Source organism: Litoreibacter roseus (assembly GCF_009811795.1).
GTDB classification, from domain to species: domain Bacteria; phylum Pseudomonadota; class Alphaproteobacteria; order Rhodobacterales; family Rhodobacteraceae; genus Litoreibacter; species Litoreibacter roseus.
In genome coordinates this window covers 301,738-327,497 of sequence record NZ_BLJE01000004.1, presented here as the reverse complement: position 1 = coordinate 327,497, position 25,760 = coordinate 301,738, and the positions used below count along the sequence as shown (strand labels likewise).

General features: G+C 58.3%; 20 protein-coding genes. 12 read left to right on the top strand and 8 right to left on the bottom strand.

The window, feature by feature from the left end:
* Positions 1-59: 59 nt before the first annotated feature.
* On the top strand, positions 60-1,934 hold the full coding sequence (locus tag KIN_RS17665) for a DEAD/DEAH box helicase (RefSeq protein WP_159809528.1): 1,875 nt from the start codon (positions 60-62) through the stop codon (positions 1,932-1,934).
* Between the two features lie 13 nt (positions 1,935-1,947).
* Here the strand turns inward: KIN_RS17665 and KIN_RS17660 are convergent, their stop codons facing one another.
* The 4 genes from KIN_RS17660 to KIN_RS17645 form a co-directional block, all read right to left on the bottom strand.
* Complete coding sequence (locus tag KIN_RS17660; RefSeq protein WP_159809526.1) at positions 1,948-2,937, bottom strand: LacI family DNA-binding transcriptional regulator; 990 nt, start codon at positions 2,935-2,937, stop codon at positions 1,948-1,950.
* Between the two features lie 91 nt (positions 2,938-3,028).
* The gene (locus tag KIN_RS17655; protein WP_159809524.1) at positions 3,029-4,027 is read right to left on the bottom strand and encodes an ABC transporter permease; all 999 of its coding nucleotides are present in this window, start codon (positions 4,025-4,027) and stop codon (positions 3,029-3,031) included.
* On the bottom strand, positions 4,024-5,583 hold the full coding sequence (locus KIN_RS17650; protein WP_159809522.1) for a sugar ABC transporter ATP-binding protein: 1,560 nt from the start codon (positions 5,581-5,583) through the stop codon (positions 4,024-4,026). Before KIN_RS17650 ends, KIN_RS17655 begins: the two co-directional genes overlap by 4 nt.
* Positions 5,584-5,664: 81 nt before the next feature.
* A complete protein-coding gene (locus tag KIN_RS17645) occupies positions 5,665-6,585 on the bottom strand; it encodes a sugar ABC transporter substrate-binding protein (RefSeq protein WP_159809520.1) in 921 nt (306 codons plus the stop codon).
* Positions 6,586-6,879: 294 nt separating this feature from the next.
* Here KIN_RS17645 and KIN_RS17640 point away from each other — a divergent pair, with 294 nt between their 5' ends.
* The 11 genes from KIN_RS17640 (at position 6,880) to cysG (ending at position 22,091) form a co-directional block, all read left to right on the top strand.
* Positions 6,880-8,043 (top strand): sterol desaturase family protein, encoded by a 1,164-nt coding sequence (locus KIN_RS17640; protein WP_159809518.1) that lies wholly within the window; start codon positions 6,880-6,882, stop codon positions 8,041-8,043.
* Positions 8,044-8,201: 158 nt separating this feature from the next.
* A complete protein-coding gene (locus KIN_RS17635) occupies positions 8,202-8,786 on the top strand; it encodes an ANTAR domain-containing response regulator (RefSeq protein WP_159809516.1) in 585 nt (194 codons plus the stop codon).
* Positions 8,783-9,946: a CmpA/NrtA family ABC transporter substrate-binding protein gene (locus KIN_RS17630; protein ID WP_159809514.1), complete on the top strand. Its 1,164-nt coding sequence runs from the start codon at positions 8,783-8,785 to the stop codon at positions 9,944-9,946. The genes KIN_RS17635 and KIN_RS17630 overlap by 4 nt, the downstream gene beginning before the upstream one ends.
* A 260-nt stretch (positions 9,947-10,206) precedes the next feature.
* Positions 10,207-11,577, top strand: a complete 1,371-nt coding sequence (locus KIN_RS17625; RefSeq protein WP_159809512.1) for a CmpA/NrtA family ABC transporter substrate-binding protein — start codon at positions 10,207-10,209, stop codon at positions 11,575-11,577.
* 66 nt (positions 11,578-11,643) lie between these two features.
* A complete protein-coding gene (locus KIN_RS17620) occupies positions 11,644-12,717 on the top strand; it encodes an ABC transporter permease (RefSeq protein WP_159809510.1) in 1,074 nt (357 codons plus the stop codon).
* Between the two features lie 5 nt (positions 12,718-12,722).
* Positions 12,723-14,399 carry an ABC transporter ATP-binding protein gene (locus KIN_RS17615; protein ID WP_159809508.1) on the top strand — a complete coding sequence of 559 codons (1,677 nt, stop codon included), beginning with the start codon at positions 12,723-12,725 and terminating at the stop codon, positions 14,397-14,399.
* Positions 14,400-14,403: 4 nt separating this feature from the next.
* Positions 14,404-16,842: a nitrite reductase large subunit NirB gene (gene nirB / locus KIN_RS17610; protein ID WP_159809506.1), complete on the top strand. Its 2,439-nt coding sequence runs from the start codon at positions 14,404-14,406 to the stop codon at positions 16,840-16,842.
* A complete protein-coding gene (nirD, locus tag KIN_RS17605; protein WP_159809504.1) occupies positions 16,839-17,174 on the top strand; it encodes a nitrite reductase small subunit NirD in 336 nt (111 codons plus the stop codon). Before nirB ends, nirD begins: the two co-directional genes overlap by 4 nt.
* Positions 17,171-19,747 carry a nitrate reductase gene (locus tag KIN_RS17600; RefSeq protein WP_159809502.1) on the top strand — a complete coding sequence of 859 codons (2,577 nt, stop codon included), beginning with the start codon at positions 17,171-17,173 and terminating at the stop codon, positions 19,745-19,747. The genes nirD and KIN_RS17600 overlap by 4 nt, the downstream gene beginning before the upstream one ends.
* Positions 19,744-20,679: a glycosyl transferase family 3 gene (locus KIN_RS17595; protein ID WP_159809500.1), complete on the top strand. Its 936-nt coding sequence runs from the start codon at positions 19,744-19,746 to the stop codon at positions 20,677-20,679. Before KIN_RS17600 ends, KIN_RS17595 begins: the two co-directional genes overlap by 4 nt.
* Positions 20,676-22,091, top strand: a complete 1,416-nt coding sequence (gene cysG / locus KIN_RS17590) for a siroheme synthase CysG (protein ID WP_159809498.1) — start codon at positions 20,676-20,678, stop codon at positions 22,089-22,091. The genes KIN_RS17595 and cysG overlap by 4 nt, the downstream gene beginning before the upstream one ends.
* Here the strand turns inward: cysG and KIN_RS17585 are convergent.
* From KIN_RS17585 to KIN_RS17570, 4 genes are read right to left on the bottom strand one after another with little or no spacing between them, the layout of a single operon-like run.
* Complete coding sequence (locus KIN_RS17585; protein ID WP_159809496.1) at positions 22,088-23,461, bottom strand: FGGY-family carbohydrate kinase; 1,374 nt, start codon at positions 23,459-23,461, stop codon at positions 22,088-22,090. The genes cysG and KIN_RS17585 overlap by 4 nt on opposite strands.
* Positions 23,458-23,775, bottom strand: a complete 318-nt coding sequence (locus tag KIN_RS17580) for an L-rhamnose mutarotase (protein ID WP_159809494.1) — start codon at positions 23,773-23,775, stop codon at positions 23,458-23,460. Before KIN_RS17580 ends, KIN_RS17585 begins: the two co-directional genes overlap by 4 nt.
* Positions 23,772-24,779, bottom strand: a complete 1,008-nt coding sequence (locus KIN_RS17575; RefSeq protein ID WP_159809493.1) for an ABC transporter permease — start codon at positions 24,777-24,779, stop codon at positions 23,772-23,774. Before KIN_RS17575 ends, KIN_RS17580 begins: the two co-directional genes overlap by 4 nt.
* Positions 24,776-25,759, bottom strand: a complete 984-nt coding sequence (locus KIN_RS17570; protein ID WP_174239139.1) for an ABC transporter permease — start codon at positions 25,757-25,759, stop codon at positions 24,776-24,778. The genes KIN_RS17575 and KIN_RS17570 overlap by 4 nt, the downstream gene beginning before the upstream one ends.
* Position 25,760 lies beyond the last annotated feature (1 nt).

Here is a 25,760-nt window from a genome sequence, read left to right as displayed (position 1 = left end):
GCGAAGATGTCCCCATCTGATACGGCCTTGGCCCCGCGTCTCAAGAACGGACACCACACGTGAAGCAATCTATCGCAAACGCGCTTGAACGGCGCGGCTACACCAATCTTACGCCGGTGCAGGAGGCCGTCAGCAAGGACGATCTGATCGGCGCTGACCTTTTGGTCTCGGCCCAGACAGGCTCGGGTAAAACAGTGGGCTTCGGTCTGGCCATCGCACCGACACTCTTGGGATCGGACGATCAATTCGGCACCGCGGGCCATCCTCTGGCCTTGATCATCGCGCCGACTCGGGAACTGGCCCTTCAGGTCAAACGGGAACTGGCATGGCTTTACGCCGACGCGAGTGCCGTCGTGACGTCCTGCGTGGGCGGCATGGACATGCGCGACGAACGCCGCGCTTTGGCACGCGGGGCGCACATCGTTGTGGCAACCCCAGGTCGGTTGCGGGATCATATCATGCGCGGATCGATTGATCTGACGGATATCCGGGCCGTCGTTCTGGATGAAGCGGACGAGATGCTGGACCTGGGCTTCCGCGAAGATCTGGAATTCATTCTTAGCGAAGCGCCCGACACCCGACAGACCCTTCTGTTTTCCGCGACAGTCCCGGCAGCGATCGCGCAACTGGCCAAAAGCTACCAGAAGGACGCTGTACGGGTCAGCACCAAGGCGGAAACCGCCCAACACGCCGATATCGAATACCAAGCGATGAACGTCTCGGCGCGGGACGGTGAAAACGCCATCATCAACGTCTTGCGCTATTACGAAGCCCCCAACGCCATCGTCTTCTGCAACACACGGGCGATGGTCAATCGCCTGACAACGCGGCTGTCGAACCGTGGGTTTTCTGTTGTTGCGCTGTCGGGCGAGCTGTCCCAGAGCGAACGCACGCACGCGCTGCAAGCCATGCGCGACGGGCGCGCACGGGTTTGCGTGGCCACGGATGTCGCAGCCCGCGGCATTGATCTGCCCAACCTTGATCTGGTCGTCCATGCAGAGCTTCCATCAAGTCACGAGACCCTTCTGCACCGGTCCGGCCGGACGGGCCGCGCCGGGCGTAAGGGCGTCAGCGCCCTGATCGTGTCGGACAAGCTGCGCCGGAAGGCGGAGCGCATCCTGAACATGGCCAAACTGAAAGCCGTCTGGGGACCAGCACCGTCAGCCGACATGGTCATCGCCAAGGACGAAGAACGACTGATGTCCGATCCCGCATGGCAGGACGACATCTCTGGATCAGAACGGACCGCAGTCGAGGCGCTGCTGGGCAAGTTCTCGGCGGAACAGGTCGCTGCGGCCTTCCTGCGCCTTCACAAAAGCGGCAGGTCCGCCCCGGAAGAGTTGTCTTCCATCGACACCAAGCCAAAGCCCCGCGCGCCATTCGGACCCAGCGTCTGGTTTTCTCTCTCCACCGGCCGCAATCAGAATGCGGAACCTCGCAGGCTACTGCCGATGCTCTGCAAGGCGGGCGGCCTGACCAAAGAAGATATCGGTGCAATCCGGGTGCAGGACACGCAATCCTTTGCCGAGATCAAGCGTGAGAAGGTCGACGCCTTCCTGAAGGCCGTTGGCCCGGACGGGGTTCTGGAAAATGGCATCGAACTGGCCCAGCTCAGCGCGCCTCCGGCGATTGCCAAGGAAACACGTCAAAAGCCGAAGTTCCAAGGTCAGCGCAAGCCGGACGGCGAGCGGCCGCGAAAGCCACGTTCCAAGCCCGATGTGGCCGCACCCTATAAAGGGAAGCCTGCATCAAAGCCAAAAGGGAAGCCTGCCCCGTCAAAGGATCATGACATCAATGCAGCGAAGCCGAAATCCCACAAACGCAAAGGTCCACCGCCGCCCGCAGGCAAGCCCAACAGCAAGAAGAACAAGGCCAGATCAAACGCACCGGGCAAAGCCCCGCATCGTGGCGCGCGGCCAAACGCGAAGGGCTGATCACCGGCAGGCGCTAGGGCGCCGGCCCCGATGATCCCCTGACCTCAAGCTGTGCCGCGATCACCTGATCCCGGCCCCCGTCCGCTGCCTCTTCCAGCAGCGCATGCACCGCCGCCTTGGCGATCTGTCCGCTGGGCTGCGCAACGGTCGTCAGACGTGGCACCACAAGCCCCGCCAGCGTGATATCATCGAACCCGGCGATGGACAGATCACCGGGAACCGCCAGGCCAACATCCCGTGCTGCACGCAGGGCACCAATCGCCTGCTGATCACTGGCGGCGGCAATCGCCGTGGGCCGAACATCCGGCGCCTGCCCGATCAAATCATAGGCGTTTTCTTCCCCCGACAGGTAATTGAACTGTCCCTCTCTGGTCACCAGGGACACGGGATCGCCTGTTGTCGCAAGCTCCGAAATCCGGTCGCAGAACCCCTTCTTTCGCAGGCGCCCGACCTCAGTCGATTGAGGCCCGGAGATATAGGCAATCCGCCGATGTCCCAGCCCGAAGAAATGATCTGCAACCATGGCGGAAGCCTTCTGGTGGTCCGTTGAGATTAGCCGGTAGGACCCGTAGCGGCGGTCCACCGAGACAATGGGAACCTGCGTCTTGATCCCCCGAAGAGCGGCCCGCGACGCACCGACCACGATCAACCCGCGCGGCGACTGGTTAAGAAGTGTCTCGACCTGCTGCGCTTCCTTCTCGGGATCATCATCCGAATTGGCAAGCATCACCGTATGGGCCACCTGCCCCGCCTCGGCCTCGATGTTCTTGGCAAGCTGGGCGAAGAACGGATTGGTGATATCCGGCACGATCAGCCCGAACATACTGACCCGGTTGGTTCGTAAGGCCCGCGCCGCAAGGTTCGGTTTGTAACCCAGCGTTTCGACCGCCTGCAGCACACGCGCCCTCAAGGCGGGCTTCACGGTCTGGTCTTTCGACAACACCTTAGACACGGTCCCCACCGAAACCTCTGCCGCGCGGGCCACATCTTTCACTGTTGTCATGCCGTCCCCGTCTGCGCCGTCCGGCGGATAAAATCTCGAAACGCTGCGGGGTTCAACTGGACACGCACGCCATAAAAACCGCCCGTGCGGGTCAAGTGGCCGAAAACTTTGCCCGGTAGTGATCCAGGACAACTGCAATGATGATGACCACCCCGGTGATCATCTGCCGCATGAAATCGCTGAGCCCAATCAGGATCAGACCGTTGGCCAGAACACCAATGATAAACGCCCCCAGAAGTGTGCCGATGACCGAGCCGCGCCCACCCGACAGGCTGGTGCCACCAATGATCACCGCAGCGATGGCGTTCAATTCAAACCCGATGCCCGCAATCGGGCTCGCAATGCTGAGCCGCGCCATATAGACGATCGCCGCAATCCCCGCGGTCAGGCCGCATATGGTGAAGGCCGCCACCTTGTACCAAAAGACCGGATGTCCGGCGAGGCGCACCGCCTCTTCATTGTTGCCGATCCCGTAGATGAGGCGGCCAAAGACGGTGCGGTTCAAGACAAACCACGCGATGGCGACCAAGGCCAGCCCCAACAGGAAGACAACAGGAACCCCGTAGATCAGCTTCGAGCCGAACTCTTCGAAGGCGAAGGGAAAGGAATAGATGGTCTGGGCGTCAGATACCTGCAACGCCGCGCCACGAGCGATGTTGAGCATCCCCAGCGTGATGATAAACGACGGCAGCGACCAGTAGGCACTGAGCACCCCGTTCAGAATGCCACAGACCAGCCCGGCCAGAAGGCCCGCGAGACAGGCCAGAAGGATCAGCTCCGTCGTGCCCAGACCCGGCAAGGTGATCGCCTTGCCCGCAACCACCGCCGCAAACGCCATGACCGAGCCAACGGACAGATCGATCCCCCCGATCAGGATGACAAAGGTCATGCCCACAGCAAGGATCAGATTGATGGTGATTTGGGTCAGGATGTTCGTGATATTGTTGGGCGATAGGAAATGCTCGGTCGTGACCGCGAAAAAAAGGATCAACACCAGCAAAGCCAGGCCAATGCCCGCGTTGTTGATGATTGCCCGCACAGAGAACGCGTTTTGTTTTGGAACCCCGCTCAAATCATCGGTCGAACTCATGATGTGGATCCTTCTACGCCGCCCGTCTGACCGTACGCGAGTTTCAATATGGTTTCCTGATCGTAGTGATCCGGAAGCAGTTCGCCCTGAATGCGGTTTTCGCACATCACCAGCATGCGGTCCGCCAAGGTGATCAGTTCCGGCAGTTCCGACGACACGACAATCATCGACACCCCCTGCGCGGCGAGGTCCTTTAGGATGCCATAGATCTCGGCCTTCGCGCCAACATCGACACCGCGCGTTGGTTCATCCAAAAGCAGCACCTTGGGCGTCCGCGCCAGCCATTTTGCCAGAACCACCTTCTGTTGGTTGCCGCCCGACAGGCTGGAGGCCGGGTCGGAAACCTTGCCGTATTTCAGCGTCAACTGCGCACCGGATTGCCGGGCAAGCCTGCGCTCGCGCGCAAAATTCAGGAGCCCCCGCAAGGACACGTCCCGCAGGCTGGCCAGCGAAATATTCGCGGCAATCTCCATCCCGAGGATCAGACCTTCGTCCTTCCGATCTTCGGTGACAAAACCGATACCCGCCGCAATGGCGTCCCGAGGCTGATTGATTTTAAGCGTGCGGCCATCGAGCGTGACCGTACCGGAATGGACAGGATCCGCACCAAATAGGCCGCGCAGCACCTCCGTCCGGCCAGCACCGACCAAGCCTGCGATGCCCAGAATTTCGCCGCGCCTGAGATCGAAAGAGATCCCCTCGGCCGGCAGAGACGGGGTCAAACGCAGCGCGTTGACCGAAAGGACGACATCATCGCCGATAGGATCGGCAAAGGCCTTGGGCGCGGTCCCAGCCAAAGCGCGCCCCACCATATGCGCCACCACCCCGTCCGGCGATGTCTCTTCAATATCCTGCGTGACGATGGTCTGGCCGTTTCGCAGAACGGTGACACGATCAGAGATCGCGAACACCTCGTTGAGATGGTGGGATACGAAAACGACCGTGACGCCCTTCGCCTTGATCCCGGCAATGATATCGAACAGCCGGGATGTCTCGCGCTCCGTGAGTGTGGCTGTTGGCTCATCCAAAATCAGAATGCGGCTTTCGGACTGCAATGCCCGCGCGATCTCGATCAACTGCCGATGCGCGATCCCAAGGCTCGCCACCGGCGCGTTGACGTCAACATCCCGCAACCCGATTGCGTCAAGCGCCGCTCGCGCCCGCTCTCTCATCGCAGTTCGGTCCAGCAAGCCAAACCTCGTGCGAGGAAACGCCTCGATCGAAATATTTTCCGCGACACTCAGATCATTGAGCAGATTAAATTCCTGATGGACAACCTGAATGCCCGCGGCCTTGGCAAAATGTGGGTCTGATGGTTGGAATGGCGCGCCGTCCAGTGTCAGCGTTCCATCGTCATGTGCATGTACCCCGGACAGAACTTTGATGAGCGTCGACTTCCCAGCGCCATTCTCGCCGACCAGCGCATGGACCTCGCCCGCTTTCAGCGAAAAGCTGACCCCATCAAGCGCGTGCACCCCGCCAAAGGACTTCCGCAGATTTTGTACATCAAGCAGAAGCGGCGCTTCTGTCACGATGGGATTGGGCTGTGATGACATGCGCGCGGGTCCGATAAAAGTCCGACAGTATTCCGATGAAAGTCCGACACCCGAATTTGGGCGTCGGACCTGCCGGAAGGGTCACTCGGCGGTGACCAGTTCAATCGGCGTTTTCACCCAGCCTTCAAGCGCCGGACCGCCGTCGACAACCTCAAGCGCGAGGTCAATCGCATTGGCCGCCATCTGCTGACCAAACTGGTCGACCGTGGCCAGCATGCGTCCATCCTCAACCATTGGAACCACCGCAGGAATGTTGTCAAAACCGACCACGATGATGTCATCGCGTCCCGCCGCTTCCAGTGCTTTCACGACGCCCACGGCCATCGAGTCGTTGGCCGCCATGACACCTTGAATGTCGGGGTGCGCCGTCAGCATTGTCGAGAAGACCTGATTGGCCTCTTCCGTTTCCCAATGAGCGGTACGGCTGTCCAAAAGCTCCAGACCGTGTTCCGCGACCGAGTCCTCAAAGCCCAGACGCCGCTGGGTCGCATTGTCCGCACCGGGGTTGCCTTCGATGATGACGACCTTGCCGCCTTCCCCCAATTTTTTACCCAAAGCGTCCCCGGCCAATTTGGCCCCGCCCCGGTTGTCCGGTCCAACAAACGCCAGCTCCAGACCTTGCTGCTTCTTTGCTTCTTCATCGAGGGCGACATCGAAATTGACCACGACGATGCCCGCTTCCATCGCCTTCTTAACAGGGCGCACCATGGCCCGGGAATCTGCGGGCGCGATCACAATCGCATCCACACCTTGCGTGATGAAGTTCTCTACGGCGTTGATCTGCGACTCGAAATCGGTCTCGTTCTGCATCCCGACCGCGAGCAGTTCGTAGTCACCGCGTGCAGCTTCGTGCTCTTCCGCACCAACAAGCATGTTTTGAAAGAATTCGTTGGCCAGCGATTTCATCACAAGGCCAACCTTGGGCTTGTCCTCAGCCGCCGCCAGTCCAGATGACAAAAGGATACCGGTCGCAGCCGCAGCCGCGATTTTCATAAGCTTCATGAGAGCCTCCCTAATTTATATGAGGTCGAATCCGCGCCCTCCTGACACGGGAAACCACCCGCAGATCAGCATGCAGTGATCCGACGTCCTGTCAATATGAAACGTTTCATTTTTGATGACGTAGATATTTGACCAGCGCAATTTGGCTTAGATATTCATATTTTTAAGTGCTTTCGCGGCCAGTTAGCGAGGTTTGCCATTCCGCAACGCTGAAGGTTTCTGTTCGAAGGTCCCTATTCTCTCAGGGATCCATTGCCTGTAGAAAGGCTCGGATTTTACAGTGCAGGCTTAACTATGAACGTCCTCAGAAAAGTCGTCGAGCAGTTGGAAACACCACGCGAAGAACGCCCCTTGGGCAGTGGCTGGCTGTCCGGCGCGCTGGCGCTTTTGGCTTCCCTCTCAGGACTATTGGTCGTTCTTCTGCGCTGGTTTCCAGAGACGTTTTCTTATCCAGAAATCGCGTTCATCCAAGACAGCGGCGTGGTCACGGTCTTTCTTCGCTTTGTACTTTTATCAGGCTACGCGCTTGCCCTTCTCAGCTTGATCCTGAGTGCGCGCAAATCCTTGGGATGGTGCGCACTTGCGATCTCCGTCGTTGCGTCGCTGATGGCGACGAACCAACCACAGCACGCCGCTGACGTCCCGCAAAGTCTCTATTTCGGGCTCGATTACTTTATCATCAACGTACTGGTTGTCGGGTTCCTGTTTGTCCCGCTTGAGCGCTTCTTTCCCGCCCGCGGCGAACAGACCGTCTTCCGCGCCGAGTGGCAGGAAGACATGTTTTACTATCTTGTCAGTTCCATGCTGGTACAGGTGCTGGGCTTCGTCACGCTTGCGCCATCGAACTACGTAAACGCCCAAATCGCGATGGATGACTTGCGGATTTACATCGTCAGCCTACCCTTCGCGGTTCAAGTGATCATCATCATGATGGCCACGGATTTCGTGCAATACTGGGTCCACCGGGCCTTTCACACGTTCCCGGTTCTGTGGCGGTTCCATGCCATCCACCATTCGACAAAGAAGATGGATTGGCTCGCCGGGGCCCGCATGCATTTCGTCGAGATTGCGGTGCTGCGCAGCCTGACAGCCGTGCCGATGTTCACCCTCGGTTTCAAACCCGAAGCAATCCAGGCCTACCTTCTGATCGTCTATTTCTATTCCAGCTTCATCCACGCCAATATCGGTTGGAAGCTTGGGTTTCTGGAACGGTTCTTCGTCACGCCCCGCTTCCATCACTGGCACCACGGCAGCGACCGGGCCGCCATCGACATCAACTACGCCTCTCATTTCCCGATCTATGACTGGCTCTTCGGAACGCATCATTTGCCCGAGAAAGAGTGGCCAGAGAACTACGGCGTGGTCGGCAACACCGTGCCTCAGGGGTATTGGAAGCAGTTCATCTACCCTTTCACGAAGCCAAAGCCGCAAGATCCACCGCAGATGCCAGGCGAGTAGCGCTGTCCCGAGCTAGAGGATCCGGCAGCAGCCCCGGACTGCCATCATTTTAAGCATCGCCTGATCCCCTGCCTTTTTTTGCGGCAAGATCAGGTGAAGCAACCGCCATAAAAGTCACTTACACTGACCTATCCCGCAAGACGGGATACGGAGAAACCATGCCGAAAAACCTCAGTATATTGGTGGTCGAAGCGAACCCGGATAAAGCGCGTCAGATCATCGACGCGCTTATGGCGGCTGGGTGGTCGGACGTGCATGCTCTGGCGCAAATCTCGGGGCTTGAGCGATCCATCAAGATGCACGCGCCTGACATTGTATTGATTGATCTGGCGAACCCTGATCGTGACACACTTGAACATCTCAGCCTGATTTCTGACACCAAGGCACGCCCGGTGGCGATGTTTGTAGATCAAACGGATGAGGATCTGACCCAAGCCGCTCTGACCGCTGGTGTCAGCGCCTATGTGGTCGATGGGCTTCAGATGAACAGGATCAAACCTGTGCTGGAGACAGCGATCGCGCGCTTCCAGTTGATGCGAAAAATGCAATCCGAACTCGACGCCGCAAAACGCGCGCTGGAGGATCGCAAAGTTCTGGACCGCGCAAAGGGTATTCTGATGCGTCAACGCGGTATTTCAGAAGAGGACGCCTACAGCCTGATCCGAAAAACGGCCATGGATCAGGGGCGCAAGGTGATCGACGTGGCCCAAGCGCTTGTGACGGCAGCGGACCTTCTCTCATGAGCCCCACCGTACTGAATTGTGGATATGTGCCCTTGGTGGATTGCGCGCCACTGGTGATCGCCAAGGAATTGGGCTTCGCCGCAGAAGAAGGACTAGAGCTCAGCCTTATCCCGCAGCCGTCTTGGTCCGCGTTGCGGGATATGCTGGCACTTGGGCACTTGCACGCCGCACAGATGTTGTCGCCCATGCCCGTAGCGATGTCTTTGGGGCTCGGCGGCCTGACGGCAGAGATCGATGCTTTGATGGTACTGTCGGTCAACGGAACCGTTTTTGGGATTTCTCAAGATCTCGGCGAAAAGCTTCGGCAGACAGATGGAGCCGCCGAGTTCGGTGATCCTGACGGCCTGCCCCAGCGACTGGCAAACATAGGCATCAGTCATTTGCGGATTGGTGTGCCGTTCCACCACTCCATGCATCGGCTGCTGTTGGAATACTGGCTGAACGGCCAAGCGGAGCAAGCCGACCTTGAGGTCGAGATCGTAACCGTCCCCCCCGTTCGAATGGCCGATGCAATCGAGCAGCGGCAGATCGATGCCTTCTGGGTGGGCGAACCTTGGGGCAGCGCGGCGGTGTCTCGGGGCGTTGCCGAGCTTTTGTTGCCAGGCAGCGCGATTTGGGCATTCGCCCCGGAAAAGGTGCTGGCGGCCCGGCGGGAGTGGTTGGAACGCAACCCGGACGACGTCAGGCGCCTGCTGCGCGCCGTTCATCAGGCGGCCCGCTGGCTGGACACCCCTAAGAACAAGCCTCTGGCGGTCGAGATACTGGCGCGCAGTGAACACCTCAACTTGGCGCCCGAACTTATCGATCCAGCTATTTCCGGGCAATTGATCACCCATCAGAAGGGCTTTCCAGTAAGCGTCGAGCACTTCCTGCTGTTCCATAAACGCGCCGCGCATTTTCCTTGGCGCAGCCAGGCCGCATGGATCGCCAAGCAGCTGGGCGCATCACCAGATGGCATCGCACGCGCAAAGCAATGCTTCAGGTCTGATATCTATCGTCAGATGCTTGGCGGTGTCGGTGCGGATCTGCCGGGCGCGTCCGAAAAAATCGAGGGATCAATGCGCCACGCAACGGCGGTAGCGTCGACCCGTGGACATATGATTCTTGGACCGGATGCCTTTTTCGATGGCAAAACCTTCGATTTCTCTGGTGAAAGTTGATCAAGAATTGTGCAATTGCAGCATGGGGTCGGAAAATGCCGCGCCGCCGCAAAAAACAAATTGCCTAAAAATGTCTGATCGCAAATCATCTTCGTAAGGGCAAAGACGCCCAGATACATCTGAAGTGCCGCTGCAGGCACACCTGATTTTCAGAGCAAAGCCGCTCGTATGGACCACGGATCCTCCTCCCCCGTGCCCTTACGTGCGGCTTTTTTTCTATTCCGCCGGTGTTTCCGGCACAGATCGAAGGACCGATTTTAATGAGAAAACTGCTCTCATGGACGATTGTCGCAACCGGATGTCTGGCCACGTCGGCTTCCGCAGACTTGCTTGACCTTGAAAAAGATGAGCTGACGTTCGGCTTCATCAAACTAACGGACATGGCACCGCTGGCTGTGGCTTACGAGAATGGCTACTTCGAGGACGAAGGGCTTTTCGTGACCCTTGAAGCTCAGGCGAACTGGAAGGTTTTGCTGGACGGTGTGATCGACGGGCAGCTTGACGGCGCGCATATGCTGGCGGGCCAACCGCTGGCGGCAACCATCGGTTACGGCACTCAAGCCCATATCATCACACCATTCTCTATGGATCTGAATGGCAATGCGATCACCGTTTCAAACGAGATCTGGGAACAGATGAAGCCGAATGTCCCGACAATGGACGACGGCCGCCCTCAGCATCCGATCAGCGCAAGCGCGTTGGCCCCGGTGGTTGAGGATTATAAAGATCAGGGCATCCCCTTCAACATGGGCATGGTGTTCCCTGTCTCTACCCACAATTACGAGCTGCGCTACTGGCTGGCTGCTGGCGGATTGGAGCCGGGGTACTATTCCCCCGACGATATTTCAGGTCAGATCGGCGCAGACGTCCTTCTGTCCGTAACGCCACCGCCCCAGATGCCCGCTACGATGGAAGCCGGGACAATCTTTGGCTACTGCGTGGGCGAGCCTTGGAACCAACAAGCGGTGTTCAAGGGCATCGGCGTCCCGGTCATCACGGATTACCAGCTTTGGAAGAACAATCCCGAGAAGGTCTTCGGGATAACCAAGGAATTCGCTGAAGAGAATCCCAACACGACGTTGGCTCTGACAAAAGCGCTGATCCGCGCAGCGATCTGGCTTGACGAGAACGAAAACGCCAACCGCCCCGAGGCGGTGGAAATCTTGTCTCGCTCCGAATATGTCGGCGCTGATTATGATGTGATCGCGAATTCCATGACCGGCACCTTTGAGTTCGAAAAAGGTGACAAACGCGAGATCCCCGACTTCAACGTCTTCTTCCGCTACAACGCCACCTACCCCTTCTACTCTGATGCGATCTGGTATCTGACGCAGATGCGCCGCTGGGGTCAGATTGCGGAGCCAAAGTCCGACGAATGGTTCATTGAAACGGCGCAAGATGTGTACCGCCCGGACATTTACCTTCAAGCAGCCCGCCTTCTAGTCGATGAGGGCATGGCCGATGAAGCGGACTTCCCGTGGGACAGCGACGGCTTCAAAGCACCGACGCCCGCCGAAGATATCATCGACGGCATCGCCTATGACGGCCGGACGCCGAACGCCTATCTCGACAGCCTGCCGATCGGCCTGAAAGGCAGCCAAATCGTCGTTGGCAACGAAGTCCAAGGCTAAGACGAGCGGTCCGCACGGTGACCAGACCGTGCGGGCCCCCGCCAACTCAACAGCAGGAACGTCCTCATGACCGCCATTGACCCCGTCACCCTGGATAAAGAAGCCCGCCGCGCGCGGCTTTTTACCCGGATCAACAAGCTCGACAATTGGTTTCAGGTTCTCGGGCTCAGCTGGGTCACACCGGTTCTTAAGGCCGTTGCGGGCGACAATCCCAAGGCTCAAATGGGCCAGATTTGGCGCTTGCTGGGGGTACCTCTCCTAGCGATCGCGGTCTTTCTGACAGCTTGGGCCGCATTGGCACCGAAGGTACAAACGTCGCTCGGCGCCGTACCCGGACCGGCACAGGTCTGGGAGCAGGCGGTCAAACTGAACGAAGATGCCGCCCGCGCCCGCGAAAAGGAAGCGGCATTCTACCAGCGGCAGGATGATCGCAACGCAAAGCTCGTCGCTGAGGGCAACGCGGATAAGGTGAAACAGCGCACCTATACCGGCAAACCAACTTACTATCAGCAAATCTGGACTTCGATCAAAACGGTATTCTTCGGCTTCTTCATCGCCTCGGTGATCGCCATTCCATTAGGCATCGCGGCGGGGCTGTCTGCCACGGCAAACGCCGCGCTTAACCCGCTGATCCAGATCTTCAAACCCGTCTCACCGCTGGCGTGGTTGCCGATTGTCACCATGGTGGTCTCGGCTGTTTACGCAACCAATGACGGTATGTTTTCCAAGTCTTTCCTGATCTCAGCGATCACTGTGACCCTGTGTTCCTTGTGGCCCACACTGATCAACACGGCCTTGGGCGTCAGCAGCATCGACCGCGATCTGGTGTCCGTCTCGCGGGTCTTGAAGATGAACACATGGACAAAGATCACAAAGCTGGTGCTGCCTTCAGCCCTGCCCCTGATCTTTACGGGTTTGCGCCTGTCCCTTGGTGTGGGTTGGATGGTGTTGATCGCCGCGGAGATGCTGGCGCAGAACCCCGGTCTTGGAAAGTTCGTCTGGGATGAGTTCCAGAACGGCAGTTCCCAATCGCTCGCCAAAATCATGGTCGCCGTCTTTACCATCGGGATTATCGGCTTCTTGCTCGACCGGGTGATGTACGCACTGCAGTCCATGTTCACCTTCTCGGCGCAAAGGTAAGCGATATGATCCTCAGCTTCGACAATGTGAGCAAAGGGTTTGGAACCGGGACAGGCCGCTCCGAAGTCCTGAAGAACATCAACCTCGACGTGAAGGAAGGCGAGTTCCTTGCCATCCTTGGCTTCTCCGGCACGGGCAAATCGACGCTCATCAATCTGATCGCCGGTCTTGAAATACCCGACAGCGGCAGCGTGACATTCAAGGGCACTGAGATCACCGGCCCCGGACCGGAACGCGGGCTGATCTTCCAAAGCTATTCTCTGATGCCTTGGTTGACCGTCGGCGGAAATGTCGGACTTGCGGTGGATGCGGTTCACCCAAAGATCTCTAAATCTGAGCGTCAAACGAAGATCGATCACTATGTCAGCATGGTCGGCCTGGGACATGCGATCAGTCGCAGACCGGCCGAACTATCGGGCGGAATGCGGCAGCGGGTTGCAGTGGCACGTGCGCTGGCCCTGAACCCGGAGATGCTTCTTCTGGACGAGCCGCTGTCAGCACTTGATGCCCTGACGCGCGCTAATCTGGCCGACGAAATACTGGAGATCTGGGAGCAGGACAAAAAGACCTGCATCCTGATCACCAACGATGTGGACGAGGCGATCCTCTTGGCCGACCGGATCATTCCCCTGAATCCGGACGGCACGCTGGCCGATGCCTTCGAGGTGGACATTGCGCGTCCCCGCGACCGCATCGCGATGAACCATAACGACAGCTTCAAGACACTCCGGGCCGAGGTCACGAAATACCTGATGGACGTGGGCATCGCTGCAAAGGCCGAAGAGACAAGAACGCTTCCGAACGTGACCCCAATCCACGGCGTACCCGCCGCTGTTGCAAAAGCGCAGACCGGAATGATCGAAGAGCGGTTCCTCGACTTTTCGCAGCTTCACAAGGTCTACCCGACCCCCAAAGGTCCGTTGACTGTAGTCGAAGACTTCGATCTGAAGATCAACCGCGGCGAATTCATTTCCCTGATCGGGCATTCCGGTTGCGGTAAGTCGACGGTGCTGACAATGGCCGCCGGGCTCAATCCAATCTCGAAGGGCGCAATCAAATTGGACGGCCGGCACGTTGAGGGCGCTGATCCTGAGCGGGCGGTGGTTTTCCAATCGCCCAATCTGTTTCCATGGCTCACCGCGAAGGAAAACGTCGCCATTGGCGTCGACAAGGTCTACCCCACCGCGACCCGCGTAGAACGCGAAGAGGTCGTTGAATACTATCTTGAACGTGTCGGATTGGCTGACAGCATGGACAAGGGCGCGGCGTCCTTGTCCAACGGCATGAAGCAGCGCGTCGGCATCGCACGCGCCTTTGCTCTTTCACCGAAATTACTGTTGCTCGACGAGCCGTTCGGGATGCTCGACAGTCTCACGCGGTGGGAATTGCAGGAAGTCCTGATGGAGGTGTGGTCACGCACCAAAGTGACCGCGATCTGCGTCACGCACGACGTGGATGAAGCCATTCTTCTGGCGGACCGTGTGGTGATGATGACAAACGGACCGCAGGCCACAATCGGAAAGATCACAGATGTAGACCTGCCCAGACCGCGCACGCGTAAGGCGCTTCTGGAGCATCCGGACTACTACCGCTATCGGCAGGATGTGCTCGATTTCCTCGAAGAATACGAACATGGCGCGAAGCCCAAAAAGGCGCCAGTCACCTCCATAGCTGCGGAGTAAACCCATGAGGCAGAAACTCATTGTGATCGGTGCGGGCATGGCCTCTGGCCGGGTGATCGAACATCTCGTCGAACAAGACCCGGACGCGTACGATATCACCCTATTCAACGCCGAGCCGCGCGGAAACTACAACCGCATCATGCTCAGCCCGGTTCTTTCGGGCGAAAAGACCTATTCCGACATCGTCACCCATGACGACACTTGGTATGCCGAGCACGCCGTAACCTGCCGCTTCGGCGAACATATCGCCGATATTGACCGGGTCGCGAAGACGGTAACTTCCGAAAACGGCGACGTTCTCGGCTATGACAAGCTGCTCTTCGGAACGGGCTCCAACCCTTTCATGATCCCACTGCCTGGGCATGACCTTGACGGCGTTATCGCTTACCGCGACCTCGAAGACACCGAACGGATGATGGCGATGGGTCCAGAGAAGAAAGTCGTCGTCATCGGCGGTGGACTTCTGGGACTTGAGGCGGCGGCGGGTATGGCCGCGCGCGGTGCAGATGTCACTGTGGTCCACATCATGGGACATCTGATGGAACGGCAGTTGGATGAGGCTGCGGGCTACCTCCTGCGGAAGGCGCTGACCGAGAAGGGCATCACCGTTAAATGCTCGGCCAACTCGAAAGAGATTTTGGGCGAGAACGGTCATGTCACAGGTCTTTCGCTTGACGACGGCACGGTTCTGCCATGCGATCTTCTGGTCATGGCCGTGGGTATACGGCCCAACGTCGCCCTCGCGCAGGCATCCGGGATTGCGGTTGGGCGGGGAATCCATGTGGACGACCAGATGATCACGTCCGACGCAGATGTTCTGGCCGTTGGTGAATGTGTCGAACACAACGGCGCTGTGTTCGGTCTGGTGGCGCCGCTCTATGATCAGGCAAAGGTCGCCGCGCAGACCCTGCAAGGTCAGACTGCCAGCTTCGTTCAGAAAGAGCTGTCGACGAAACTCAAGGTCACGGGCTGCGATCTCTTCAGCGCCGGAGATTTCGCCGATGGTGAGGGTCGCGAAGATATCGTGTTCCGCGACCCGGCGCGGGGTGTTTACCGTCGGTTGGTCATTGAAAACAACGTCGTCATCGGTGCCGTGATGTACGGCGACACTGCGGACAGCAATTGGTTTTTCGGTCTCATTCGCGACAAGACCGACATCGCGGACATGCGGGACACCCTGATCTTCGGACCGGCCTTTCAGGGGGGAACCCCGCTGGACCCGTTGGCAGCCGTTGCAGCCTTACCGCGTGACGCGGAAATCTGTGGCTGTAACGGCATATGCAAAGGTCAGATTGAGGACGCCATCTCTGCTGGGGCCACCGATCTTGGTGCAATCCGCGCTGTCACCAAGGCCTCCGGCTCGTGCGGCACCTGCACCGGATTGGTTGAACAGGTTCTCGCACACTCCCTAGGGGATGAGTTTGTCATCCCGGCCGCGCAGCCAATGTGCGGATGCACCGACCTGACGCACGAAGATGTTCGGCGCATGATCAAATCGCAGCGCCTTACCACCATGGCCGCCGTCTGGCAGGAATGCGCGTGGAAGACCACCTGTGGCTGTCACGTCTGCCGTCCGGCCCTGAACTTCTATCTGCTGGCCGACTGGCCGTTGGAGTATCAGGACGACCCTCAAAGCCGTTTCGTGAACGAACGCAAGCACGCGAACATCCAGAAAGACGGCACGTTCTCCGTCGTGCCGCGTATGTGGGGTGGCATTACGACCCCGGACGAGTTGCGGGCGATTGCGGATGCTGCGGACAAATTCGGTGTCCCGACCGTAAAAGTGACCGGTGGCCAGCGGATTGATCTTCTGGGTGTACGAGGAGAAGACCTTCCTGACATCTGGCGCGATCTGAACGCCGCTGGAATGGTCTCGGGTCACGCCTATTCAAAGGGCCTGCGCACTGTGAAAACCTGTGTCGGAACGGATCACTGCCGCTTTGGCACGCAAGACAGCACCGGCCTTGGCATCAAACTTGAAAAAGAGCTTTGGGGGTCTTGGACGCCCCATAAGCTGAAGCTCGCAGTATCCGGTTGTCCGCGCAATTGTGCAGAAGCAACCTGCAAAGATATTGGAGTGGTTTGCGTCGACAGTGGCTATCAGATCAGCATTGGCGGCGCAGCCGGGATGGATGTCCGCGAGACGGAACTTCTGGTTCAGGTCGCCACGGAAGAAGAGACGATCAATGTCGTCAAGGCGGTGACGCAGGCCTACCGCGAGAACGCCAAGTATCTCGACCGTATTTATAAGTGGATGAACAAGGTTGGGCTCGATTGGATCAAATCGCGCGTGGTGGACGATCTGAACGAGCGTGCGGCTCTCGTAGCGAGGTTCGAACTGAGCCAATCCATCTATCGCAAAGATCCATGGGCAGAACACGTCGCACGCCAATCAGACACTTACCGCCCCCTCGCCAATCTGTCATTGGAGGCTGCCGAATGAGCAACTGGATCGATATAGCGGCGCTTCAGGATATCCCGCAACGCGGCGCGCGCATGGTCAAAACGGCCCATGGCTGCGTGGCAGTTTTCAGAACCGGCGAGGACGAAATCTATGCGCTGGACAATGCCTGCCCGCATAAGGCCGGGCCGTTGGCTGAGGGTATTGTCCACGGCAAGGCTGTCACCTGCCCGCTGCACAATTGGGTGATTTCTTTGGAAACCGGTCTTGCCCAAGGGGCCGATGAAGGTCAAGTGGCGACGCACCCGGCCCGCGTCGAAGGCGGGCGTATCCTTTTGGACATAACATGTTTGCGCGCAAAGGCGGTTGCATGAGCCTGACGCGGACCACCTGTCCCTATTGCGGTGTGGGCTGCGGCGTTCTGGCGGACGCAGATGGAACCATCAAAGGCGATCCTGAACATCCCGCAAACTATGGCCGCCTCTGTTCCAAAGGGTCGGCATTGGGGGAAACGATCAATTTGGATGGGCGCCTTCTCACTCCGCAAATCCGAGGACAGCGCGCAAGCTGGACTGAAGCACTCGATCTCGTGGCAGACGAGTTTTCTGCCGCAGTGCGAGATCACGGGCCTGACAGCGTCGCTTTCTATGTGTCGGGTCAATTGCTGACTGAGGACTACTACGTCGCCAACAAACTGATGAAAGGGTTCATCGGTTCAGCCAATATCGACACCAATTCCCGGCTTTGCATGGCATCTTCCGTTGCAGGGCATAAGCGAGCCTTTGGCAGCGACACAGTTCCCGGCACTTACGACGATCTGGAAGAGGCCGATCTGATCGTTTTGGTGGGTTCCAACCTTGCATGGTGCCATCCCGTACTCCACCAGCGCATCGCCGCCGTGAAGGAAAAACGCCCCGACCTCCGCATCGTAAACATCGACCCGCGCCTCACGGCCACATCGGAGCTTGCCGACATCCACCTGAAGATCAGCCCGGATGGGGATATAGCCCTGTTCAACGGTCTGCTCGCCTATCTGGTGGCGGAAGGTATGGTGGACACCGACTACATCACCGCAAACGTCAGTGGCTTCGATGAAGCATTGGCTGCAGCCAAAACCTGCGATCCTACAGAAAGCGGTCTGAGCGCCCGTGACCTCCTGCAGTTCTACGCACTCTGGGCCAAGAACCGCAAAGTGGTGACCGTCTACTCGCAAGGGGTCAACCAATCCGAATGTGGAACCGACAAGGTCAACGCCATCCTGAACTGTCATCTGGCCACGGGTCGGGTCGGAGCGCCGGGATGCGGACCGTTCTCCGTCACAGGTCAGCCGAACGCGATGGGTGGGCGCGAGGTCGGCGGGCTGGCGAACATGCTGGCCAATCACCTTGATATTGAGAATTCTGGCCACCGAGACGCGGTTCAAATGTTCTGGGAAAGCCCGACGATCTGCCAACAGCCGGGCCTGAAGGCGGTCGACCTATTTGAAGCGTGTGCCAGAGGTAAAATCAAAGCACTCTGGGTTATGTCAACGAACCCGGCGGTTTCCATGCCCGACGCAAATGGTGTTTCAGATGCCATCGCCAATGTGCCGTTCGTGGTTGTCTCTGACATCATGGCACGCACCGACACAGGCGACCTTGCCGATGTCTTACTGCCTGCAACCGGATGGGGCGAGAAAGACGGAACCGTCACCAATTCGGAACGCCGAGTATCGCGACAGCGTGCTTTTCTTCCCACCCCGGGGGATGCGCGGCCAGACTGGAAAATAATCTGTGATGTTGCGGCTAGAATGGGGTGGGGTGACGCCTTTTCTTACGATTCACCGTCGGAAGTCTTTTCGGAATATATCGCGCTTTCTGAGGCAACCCGGACTTTTGGGCGCGATTTGGACCTGAGCGTATTTGCGGATGCAGACTACGCGGCGTTGCTGCCAACCCAATGGCCGCAAAACAATCACCGGTTTTTTGCAGACGGCAAATTTTATCACCCGGATGGCAAGGCTAGAATGGTTGCCATTGCAACGCCTATCCGCAGCCTAGGGTCATTTCGGTTGAACACCGGTCGCAATCGCGATCAGTGGCACACCATGACGCGGACAGGGAAAGCGCCACGCCTTGGCGCGCATCTGGCGGAACCCTACGTAGAAGTTCACCCCGACGATGCCGCCGCGCTGGAACTCGAGCCAGGCGATCTTGTTCAACTCAACAACGGCGCAAATGACTGCATCTTGCGGGCTTTGGTCACGCCGCGCGTCGCTCAGGGCCACCTCTTTGCGCCAATGCATTGGACCCGGCAACGCACCTCGCGCAGCATGATCAACAGCGTCACGCCATCTCAAACCGATCCCGTCTCGGGCCAACCCGCGCTGAAATCCGGATCTGTCTCAGCCACTCGGTTCAAGGGTGCGTGGTATGGCTTCGCGGCCAGCCTTTTCGAGATGCGACCGACCGCGGCCTATTCCGCCGTAGCACGCACTTCAACCGGTTGGCAGATCGAGCTAGCCGACCTTGCATGTCCTGACGATTGGACAGTAGAGGCCCGCAGGATCACCGGCGTTTCCGGCGGCGAGGTCGCAGCGATCGAAGATCCGGCTACGGGACTGGCACGTATTGCGATGTCCGAGCGTGGTATACTCCAGGCTGTATTTTTTGCGGCGCCGCGTCCTGTCGCGTTGTCTCGCAGCAAAGCAATTGAATTGATCGGGACGAGCGCCGCGCCATTTGATGCCCTCGCCGGTCGTATTAAACTTGGGCAACCTGATCCGGGCGTGCAGGTCTGTGCCTGCTTCAATGTCGGCCGCAACACACTTATCACGGCGATTGGTCACGGCTCGGTCAGCATCGAGGACTTGGGCGCGCAAACTTGTGCCGGAACGAACTGCGGGTCCTGCAAGCCGGAACTGGCAATGCTTTTGAGGAACGCCGCATTGCCGGTAGCCGCCGAATGAGCCTAGCACCGTACATTCAAATTGTTGCGCGCGGAAAAGGACGCGCCCGCCCGCTGACACTGGACGAAGCGAAAGCAGCGATGGCTTTGATCCTTGCGGGCCGTGCAGAACCCGAAGCCATCGGTGCGCTTTTGATGGTGCTCCGTCTAAGGGGTGAGGTCGCCGAGGAAATTGCGGGGTTTGCCGCTGCACTGCGGGAGCATACGAGAAATCAGTCCCAGCCCGCCGATCTCGACTGGCCCAGTTACGCTGCAGGGCGCACACGCGGCGCGCCCCTCTTTTTTTTGGCCGCCCGTCTTGTCGCAGACGCAGGCTATCGGGTGTCCATTCATGGCTGGAATTCCCATCAGGCGGATGTTGCTTCGCTTAGTCCGGTCCTATTCCTGACCGGCGGGAACCTTCGCTACAATCCGCTTCAAACTCTTTGTCCGGAAGCATTCCGGCTTTTGCAATTACGTGACACCTTCGGCCTACGATCCTGCATCAATACTGTCCTGCGGATGTGGAATCCCACCAACGCGCCAGTCACCGTCCAAGGGGTATTCCATCCATCCTACCGCGGGCTTCAGGCCTGCGCAGCAAAGCTATTGGGGCAGAAGGATCTGACGGTCATCAAGGGCGGCGGCGGCGAGTTTGAGCGCCATCCCGGCAAAGACATCACGGTATTTGGCCTTCGAGATGGCATGCATCTTCAGAAAGTCGCACCCACACTGATAGACGAAACACGCAAGCTACACAACGCGAACCACACCATCGATCCCGTCGCTCTTTGGCATGGGACCCATGTTGATGAGTTCGCCATCCATACCGTAATCGGGACAGCCGCATTGGCGCTTTGGACCCTGAAGGCCGCGCCAACGATTCTGCAAACCCAAGAGATGGCCCGCGCGCTTTGGACTCAACGACACAGATCAGAAAGCCTTTCCGCATGAAAACATTTCCCATGTTCCTTCAGATGGCCGGACGCCGCGTCGTGATCGCAGGTGGCGGTGAACAAGCAGCACAGAAGACGCGCCTGATGCTGAAAACCGAGGCCAAAATCCACGTGCTGTCGCCCGAGCTGGATGCGGAGTTGCAAGGCCTCGCGAATGACGGACGGATTACGCAGGATCCGACTGCAGTTTCAGCAGAAAGCTTTGCAAACAGTGCGCTGGTCTTCGTCGCAACAGGCTGTCCCGGCGCGGATGCCGCATTGCACGCACTGGCGAAAGAGGCGGGCGCAACGGTCAATGTCGTGGATCAACCTCATTTATGTGACGCGATCACACCATCGATCGTGGACCGTGATCCGGTTGTGGTGGCGATCGGCACGGAGGGCACAGCACCTGTTTTGGCGCGGCAAATAAAGACCCGGATGGAACAGATGCTGGAACCCAGGCTGGGCGATCTGGCCGCCGTCGCGGGCCGCCTTCGCAGCGCAGCAATGGCGCGCCTTGCCCCCCGCGCACGGCGTGACTTGTGGCGGTGGGTCTTCAATGATGCGCCCCGCTCCGCCCATGGGCGTGGTGCGGAACGTGAAGCCGCTCGTCTGATCAAAGAGGCCATTCAAACTGGTACGTTTGGCACGGCCGCGGGCGGTAGCGTTGCGTTGGTTGGCGCAGGTCCCGGCGGCAAGGATTTGATCACCCTACGGGGCGTTCAGCGCCTTCAAGAAGCGGATGTCATTTTCTATGACCGCTTAGTCGATCCGGAAGTTCTAGAGCTTGCGCGCCGCGATGCAGAGCGGATTTACGTGGGAAAGAAACCGGGGTGCCACAGCTGGCCGCAGGATAAAATCAGCGCGACATTGGTCGCTGCGGCGAAACAGGGGCAAAGGGTGGTCCGGCTCAAATGCGGTGATCCTGGAATTTTCGGACGCGGCGCGGAGGAGATCAGCGCGCTTGAAAGTGCAGATATCCCGTTCGAGATTGTTCCCGGCGTGACAGCCGCAAGTGCTGCCGCCGCCGCTCAGAAAACGGTCCTGACAGAACGCGGCGTAGTTGACACGCTTATCCTTACGACAGGGCATCTGGACGATGGCCCAACCGCACCCGACTGGCTGGCTGATATCAGACCCGGCACATCTGTCGCGTTTTACATGTCTGTTTCCTCGGCGCATCTAATTGAGGAAAGGCTGACACAATCGAGCTATCATGATCGTATGGACGTCACGATTGTCGCAAACGCCCAGTGTCCTGAACAGAAGATACTGAACTGCGTACCCAGTCAAATCGCAAGAACTCTTGCAGATCATCGCATTCGGAACACAGCGATCATTCTGCTCAAGACGCCGAAATTAGCAGAGAAGCAAGCGGACGGGCACGTGTTTGACCATTCCACCAAGCTGCATGCCATTGCGGGCTAAGATGTGACGCGCGCAAACCATCTTTCTGCGTAGGCGGAAAGCTCGGTGAAATTCGGTGGGCGTTCGATCCGGTCCGGCAAAGGTATGGCTTCAGAACGTCCATAGAGGAGTGCTGCGCCGATGCTGGTTCCTGTGGCGGACTGGCTTCGGAGAACGGGATGACCGCGCACCGCACTTAACATTGCAAGATAGTAAATATTTCGGGCGAAGGGCCCTTCGACGATTGCACGGTCGCTTGCTCCGGTCAGACGCAAGCAGGTCTCCGTCATCAGCGCGAGATAATACGACAGAGCGACGGACCGGATACCTGAGCCGTTTTCTGGCTTCGACCCGATCCATCTCGTCTTTCTGCCCGGATAGGGTCCACCATCAGCCTCAACGGAGGGGAGAAGCATCACGTCATTGGTCAGGACAGAGGTCGCGTCACGATCTGTCGGCTCAAAAGGATGATCCCCCTGGATCAACTCAAATTCGCGCCCGCCCATGAACCGGGCAGACGGGACCATATCGCCCAGAGCGTTCACGTTCATCAGCGTGTCGCGTCTAGGGTCCAGAGGTGGGGCTGTTCCGCCCATCGTCATCACCACGACCCACGTGCCCGTCGAGACAACGGAGAAGTCTTTGTCCTGTGTCAGAAGGTGGCAGTAAAGCGACGCGTTTGAATCGTGGATCCCGCATAGAACAGGCGTCTCTGGCGACAATCCGGTCTTTAGGGCAATGTCCGGTCGGATCGACCCAAGCACGTCGGCGGGCTTGCGAACCGGTGCGATCTTCTGGCTAATGTCCAAGGTTTCGGCCAAGTCAGACAAGCGACCTTCGCGCGGCATCCAAAGATCCGTGTGGCACCCGATCGACGTCACATCATTGGCAACAGCACCAGTCAATCGATGCGCCCAATACTGCGGATAACCGATGATATGCGCCGTTCGCGAATACAGATCCGGGTCGTTTGCAAATTGCCAATGCAGTTGCGCCCCTACATTCAGCCCGGCGGCCAACCTCGGAGAACCGGTTTTGGAAAAAGGTGGTCGAAGCGCATCGTACTTCGCCGCGCACTCTGCTGGAATGGGATGCTCATAGTCCAGAATGGGCGCCGCTAAATTTCCGTTCTTATCAAGTAAGACGATACTGGCTCCGTGTGTCGTGATTGAGATCGCATCAATCCGATGGGTTTCATGGAATGTCTTCAACCCGTCGAGCAGGAATGCCCAATGACCCTCGGTGTCAAAATGAGGCCATGGCGGACCCGACAAAACCGTGTTGGGTCGGGTGACAACGGTGACCTCCGTCAAGGTCTGCATATCGACGAGCGCGAGCTTGGCATTGGTTTTGCCAATATCGATGACGGCGACGTGCTGCGGGATGATCATGGCATATGAAAGACTTGCCGCAGTGGTATCGCGACGGGCGCATTATCTGGGTCCGTTTCCATGATATCGGACATATGAGCCCACCATTTCTGCATCACCGGATGGCCGGGCAGGTCATTCATTCCGTGATCCTCTGCGCGGATCAGCACGCCAATCAGCAATCCGCTGGGTTCGTCGAGATGAATGCTGTAATCGCTGATACCCGCGTCTTTAAGCAACCGCACCAGATCAGGCCAGATCGCGTCATGGCGCTGCTGATATTCTTCAGCTTGCCCGGCGTTGAGCTGCATTCGAAACACATAGCGCTCGCTCATGTGCGACCTCGTTTTGCCGCAGCCATCGTCCAAAGGCGCGGCAGCGCGATCACCCCAATCAACAGAAGACCGATGAAAATCGACATGACAATCCCCGGCACATTCAGAAGCCCCAAACCGAATGTTACCAGACCCATGACAAAGGCTGCGATGACAACACCCGGTATTGAGCCGGACCCGCCCAGAATGCTTACACCACCGAGAACGACCATCGTCACGACCTCCAGTTCCATCCCCTGCGCTATGCTTGGTCGGGTTGAACCAAGGCGCGAAGTCAAACAAATAGCGGCGACGCCTGACATCAGCCCGGTCAGGAGGAAAAGTATGAACTTCACGCGCTGTACACGGATTCCGCTGAACAACGCGGCGGTGGGGTTGTTGCCAATGGCGTAAATCGCCCGACCGAAGTTTGTTTTGTGGAGCAGCACCCCGTAGATGACCGCAATCACCGCGAAAAGCGCCAGTTCAACCGTGAAAACCCAGAATAGATAGCCTTGCCCGAACCACGCAAAGCTTGCGGGATAGCCCCGGAACGCCTCGTCGCCCAAAACGATGTAGCTGATGCCCCGAAAGAGGCTCATCGTCCCAATTGTCACAACGATAGACGGCAAGCCTAAGATGGTCACGAAAATCGCATTGAACACACCGCAGAGCAGTCCCACTACCAATCCGATCGCCACAAGCTCCGGCGTGCCAGCCCCATATTGCGCTGCAAACCCCATCGCCGTGCTGGCAAGCGCGATGATCGCGGCCACAGACAGATCGATCTCTCCCGAGATGATCAACAACGCCATAGCAAACGCGATCATCGCCTTCTCGGTGAAGTTGAAGGTCGCATCGCTCAAGTTCCAAGCGTTCAGAAAGTACGGCGATGCAAGGCTGTTTATCACGAAGATCGCAATGGCCACCGCCAGCAAAAGAATTTCCCAACTGTGCAGGATGCGCGTCTTCCGGGTCCTGAGACGGTCAGGAATAAAGCGCGGGGGCGTGCTGCCATCGGTCATTCGGACGCCTCGGCTGATTTCAGGATTATCCGCCCCTTGGTCTTTCCGGATCGCGCGTTGAACGCCACGGCGATCAGGATCGCACTGCCCGAGATCGCGAGTTGCCAGAATGGGGAGATGTTAATCACGGGAAGCGCGTTCTTGATCACGCCCAGAAACAGCGCACCCAATACCGCGCCGCCGACAGATCCGATCCCGCCCGCGATCGAAATGCCGCCGATGACACAGGCAGCGACGACTTCAAGTTCGAACCCACCTGCGATATCGACATAGGCAACAGCATACCGCGCGACCCAAAGGTACCCTGTCAGACCCGCCAATGCACCAGACAAGACAAACGCCAGAAACTTCACCCTGCCAACATCAATCCCTGTGTAGACCGCAGCATCCGGATTGCCTCCAACCGCAAAGATCGACCGCCCCAAGGCCGTGCGCGACATCATGATCCCAAAGATCGCGACCGTCAGGAGTGCAACCCACGACAAAACCGGTAGTCCGAGGATTACCGCCCTCGGAAAGCCTGTAAACGCGTCACTCATTTCATGCGCATTTACCCATTTTCCGTCAGAGATCAGAAAGATAATCCCGCGAAAGACTGCCATGGTGCCAAGAGTTACAACGATCGGCGGGATCATCAGCTTCCAGACCAAAAGCCCGTTAATGGCCCCCATCACCGCCCCTAGACCGATGGCAACGGCAATGATGACCGGGATTGGCAAGCCGGGCATCGCCACGTTCAGCATTGCGACGGCCATCCCGGTCAGCGCCAAATTGGCTGCAACAGATAGGTCGATGCAGCGCGTCAAGATGACAACCATTTGCCCCAATGCAAGAATGATCAGTGGCGCCGTATCGTTAAATACGTTGAGCAAGTTGGCTGGCGCCACGAATCCGGAAAATCGCGACGCGATCAAAAGAAGCAGTGCGAGGATAGCAGCGCCTAGAATAGTTTCACGCACGGGGATGAGGCGGGACAGCATC

Excerpts from the sequence above, each read along its gene's own strand:
- KIN_RS17570 (WP_174239139.1), bottom strand. The coding sequence starts at position 25,759 with ATGCTGTCCCGCCTCATCCCCGTGCGTGAAACTATTCTAGGCGCTGCT.
- KIN_RS17615 (WP_159809508.1), top strand. The coding sequence starts at position 12,723 with ATGATCCTCAGCTTCGACAATGTGAGCAAAGGGTTTGGAACCGGGACA.
- KIN_RS17630 (WP_159809514.1), top strand. The coding sequence starts at position 8,783 with ATGAGCCCCACCGTACTGAATTGTGGATATGTGCCCTTGGTGGATTGC.
- KIN_RS17575 (WP_159809493.1), bottom strand. The coding sequence starts at position 24,779 with ATGACCGATGGCAGCACGCCCCCGCGCTTTATTCCTGACCGTCTCAGG.
- KIN_RS17650 (WP_159809522.1), bottom strand. The coding sequence starts at position 5,583 with ATGTCATCACAGCCCAATCCCATCGTGACAGAAGCGCCGCTTCTGCTT.
- nirB (WP_159809506.1), top strand. The coding sequence starts at position 14,404 with ATGAGGCAGAAACTCATTGTGATCGGTGCGGGCATGGCCTCTGGCCGG.
- KIN_RS17585 (WP_159809496.1), bottom strand. The coding sequence starts at position 23,461 with ATGATCATCCCGCAGCACGTCGCCGTCATCGATATTGGCAAAACCAAT.
- KIN_RS17660 (WP_159809526.1), bottom strand. The coding sequence starts at position 2,937 with ATGACAACAGTGAAAGATGTGGCCCGCGCGGCAGAGGTTTCGGTGGGG.
- nirD (WP_159809504.1), top strand. The coding sequence starts at position 16,839 with ATGAGCAACTGGATCGATATAGCGGCGCTTCAGGATATCCCGCAACGC.
- KIN_RS17655 (WP_159809524.1), bottom strand. The coding sequence starts at position 4,027 with ATGAGTTCGACCGATGATTTGAGCGGGGTTCCAAAACAAAACGCGTTC.
- cysG (WP_159809498.1), top strand. The coding sequence starts at position 20,676 with ATGAAAACATTTCCCATGTTCCTTCAGATGGCCGGACGCCGCGTCGTG.
- KIN_RS17640 (WP_159809518.1), top strand. The coding sequence starts at position 6,880 with ATGAACGTCCTCAGAAAAGTCGTCGAGCAGTTGGAAACACCACGCGAA.
- KIN_RS17620 (WP_159809510.1), top strand. The coding sequence starts at position 11,644 with ATGACCGCCATTGACCCCGTCACCCTGGATAAAGAAGCCCGCCGCGCG.
- KIN_RS17645 (WP_159809520.1), bottom strand. The coding sequence starts at position 6,585 with ATGAAGCTTATGAAAATCGCGGCTGCGGCTGCGACCGGTATCCTTTTG.
- KIN_RS17625 (WP_159809512.1), top strand. The coding sequence starts at position 10,207 with ATGAGAAAACTGCTCTCATGGACGATTGTCGCAACCGGATGTCTGGCC.
- KIN_RS17595 (WP_159809500.1), top strand. The coding sequence starts at position 19,744 with ATGAGCCTAGCACCGTACATTCAAATTGTTGCGCGCGGAAAAGGACGC.
- KIN_RS17635 (WP_159809516.1), top strand. The coding sequence starts at position 8,202 with ATGCCGAAAAACCTCAGTATATTGGTGGTCGAAGCGAACCCGGATAAA.
- KIN_RS17580 (WP_159809494.1), bottom strand. The coding sequence starts at position 23,775 with ATGAGCGAGCGCTATGTGTTTCGAATGCAGCTCAACGCCGGGCAAGCT.
- KIN_RS17600 (WP_159809502.1), top strand. The coding sequence starts at position 17,171 with ATGAGCCTGACGCGGACCACCTGTCCCTATTGCGGTGTGGGCTGCGGC.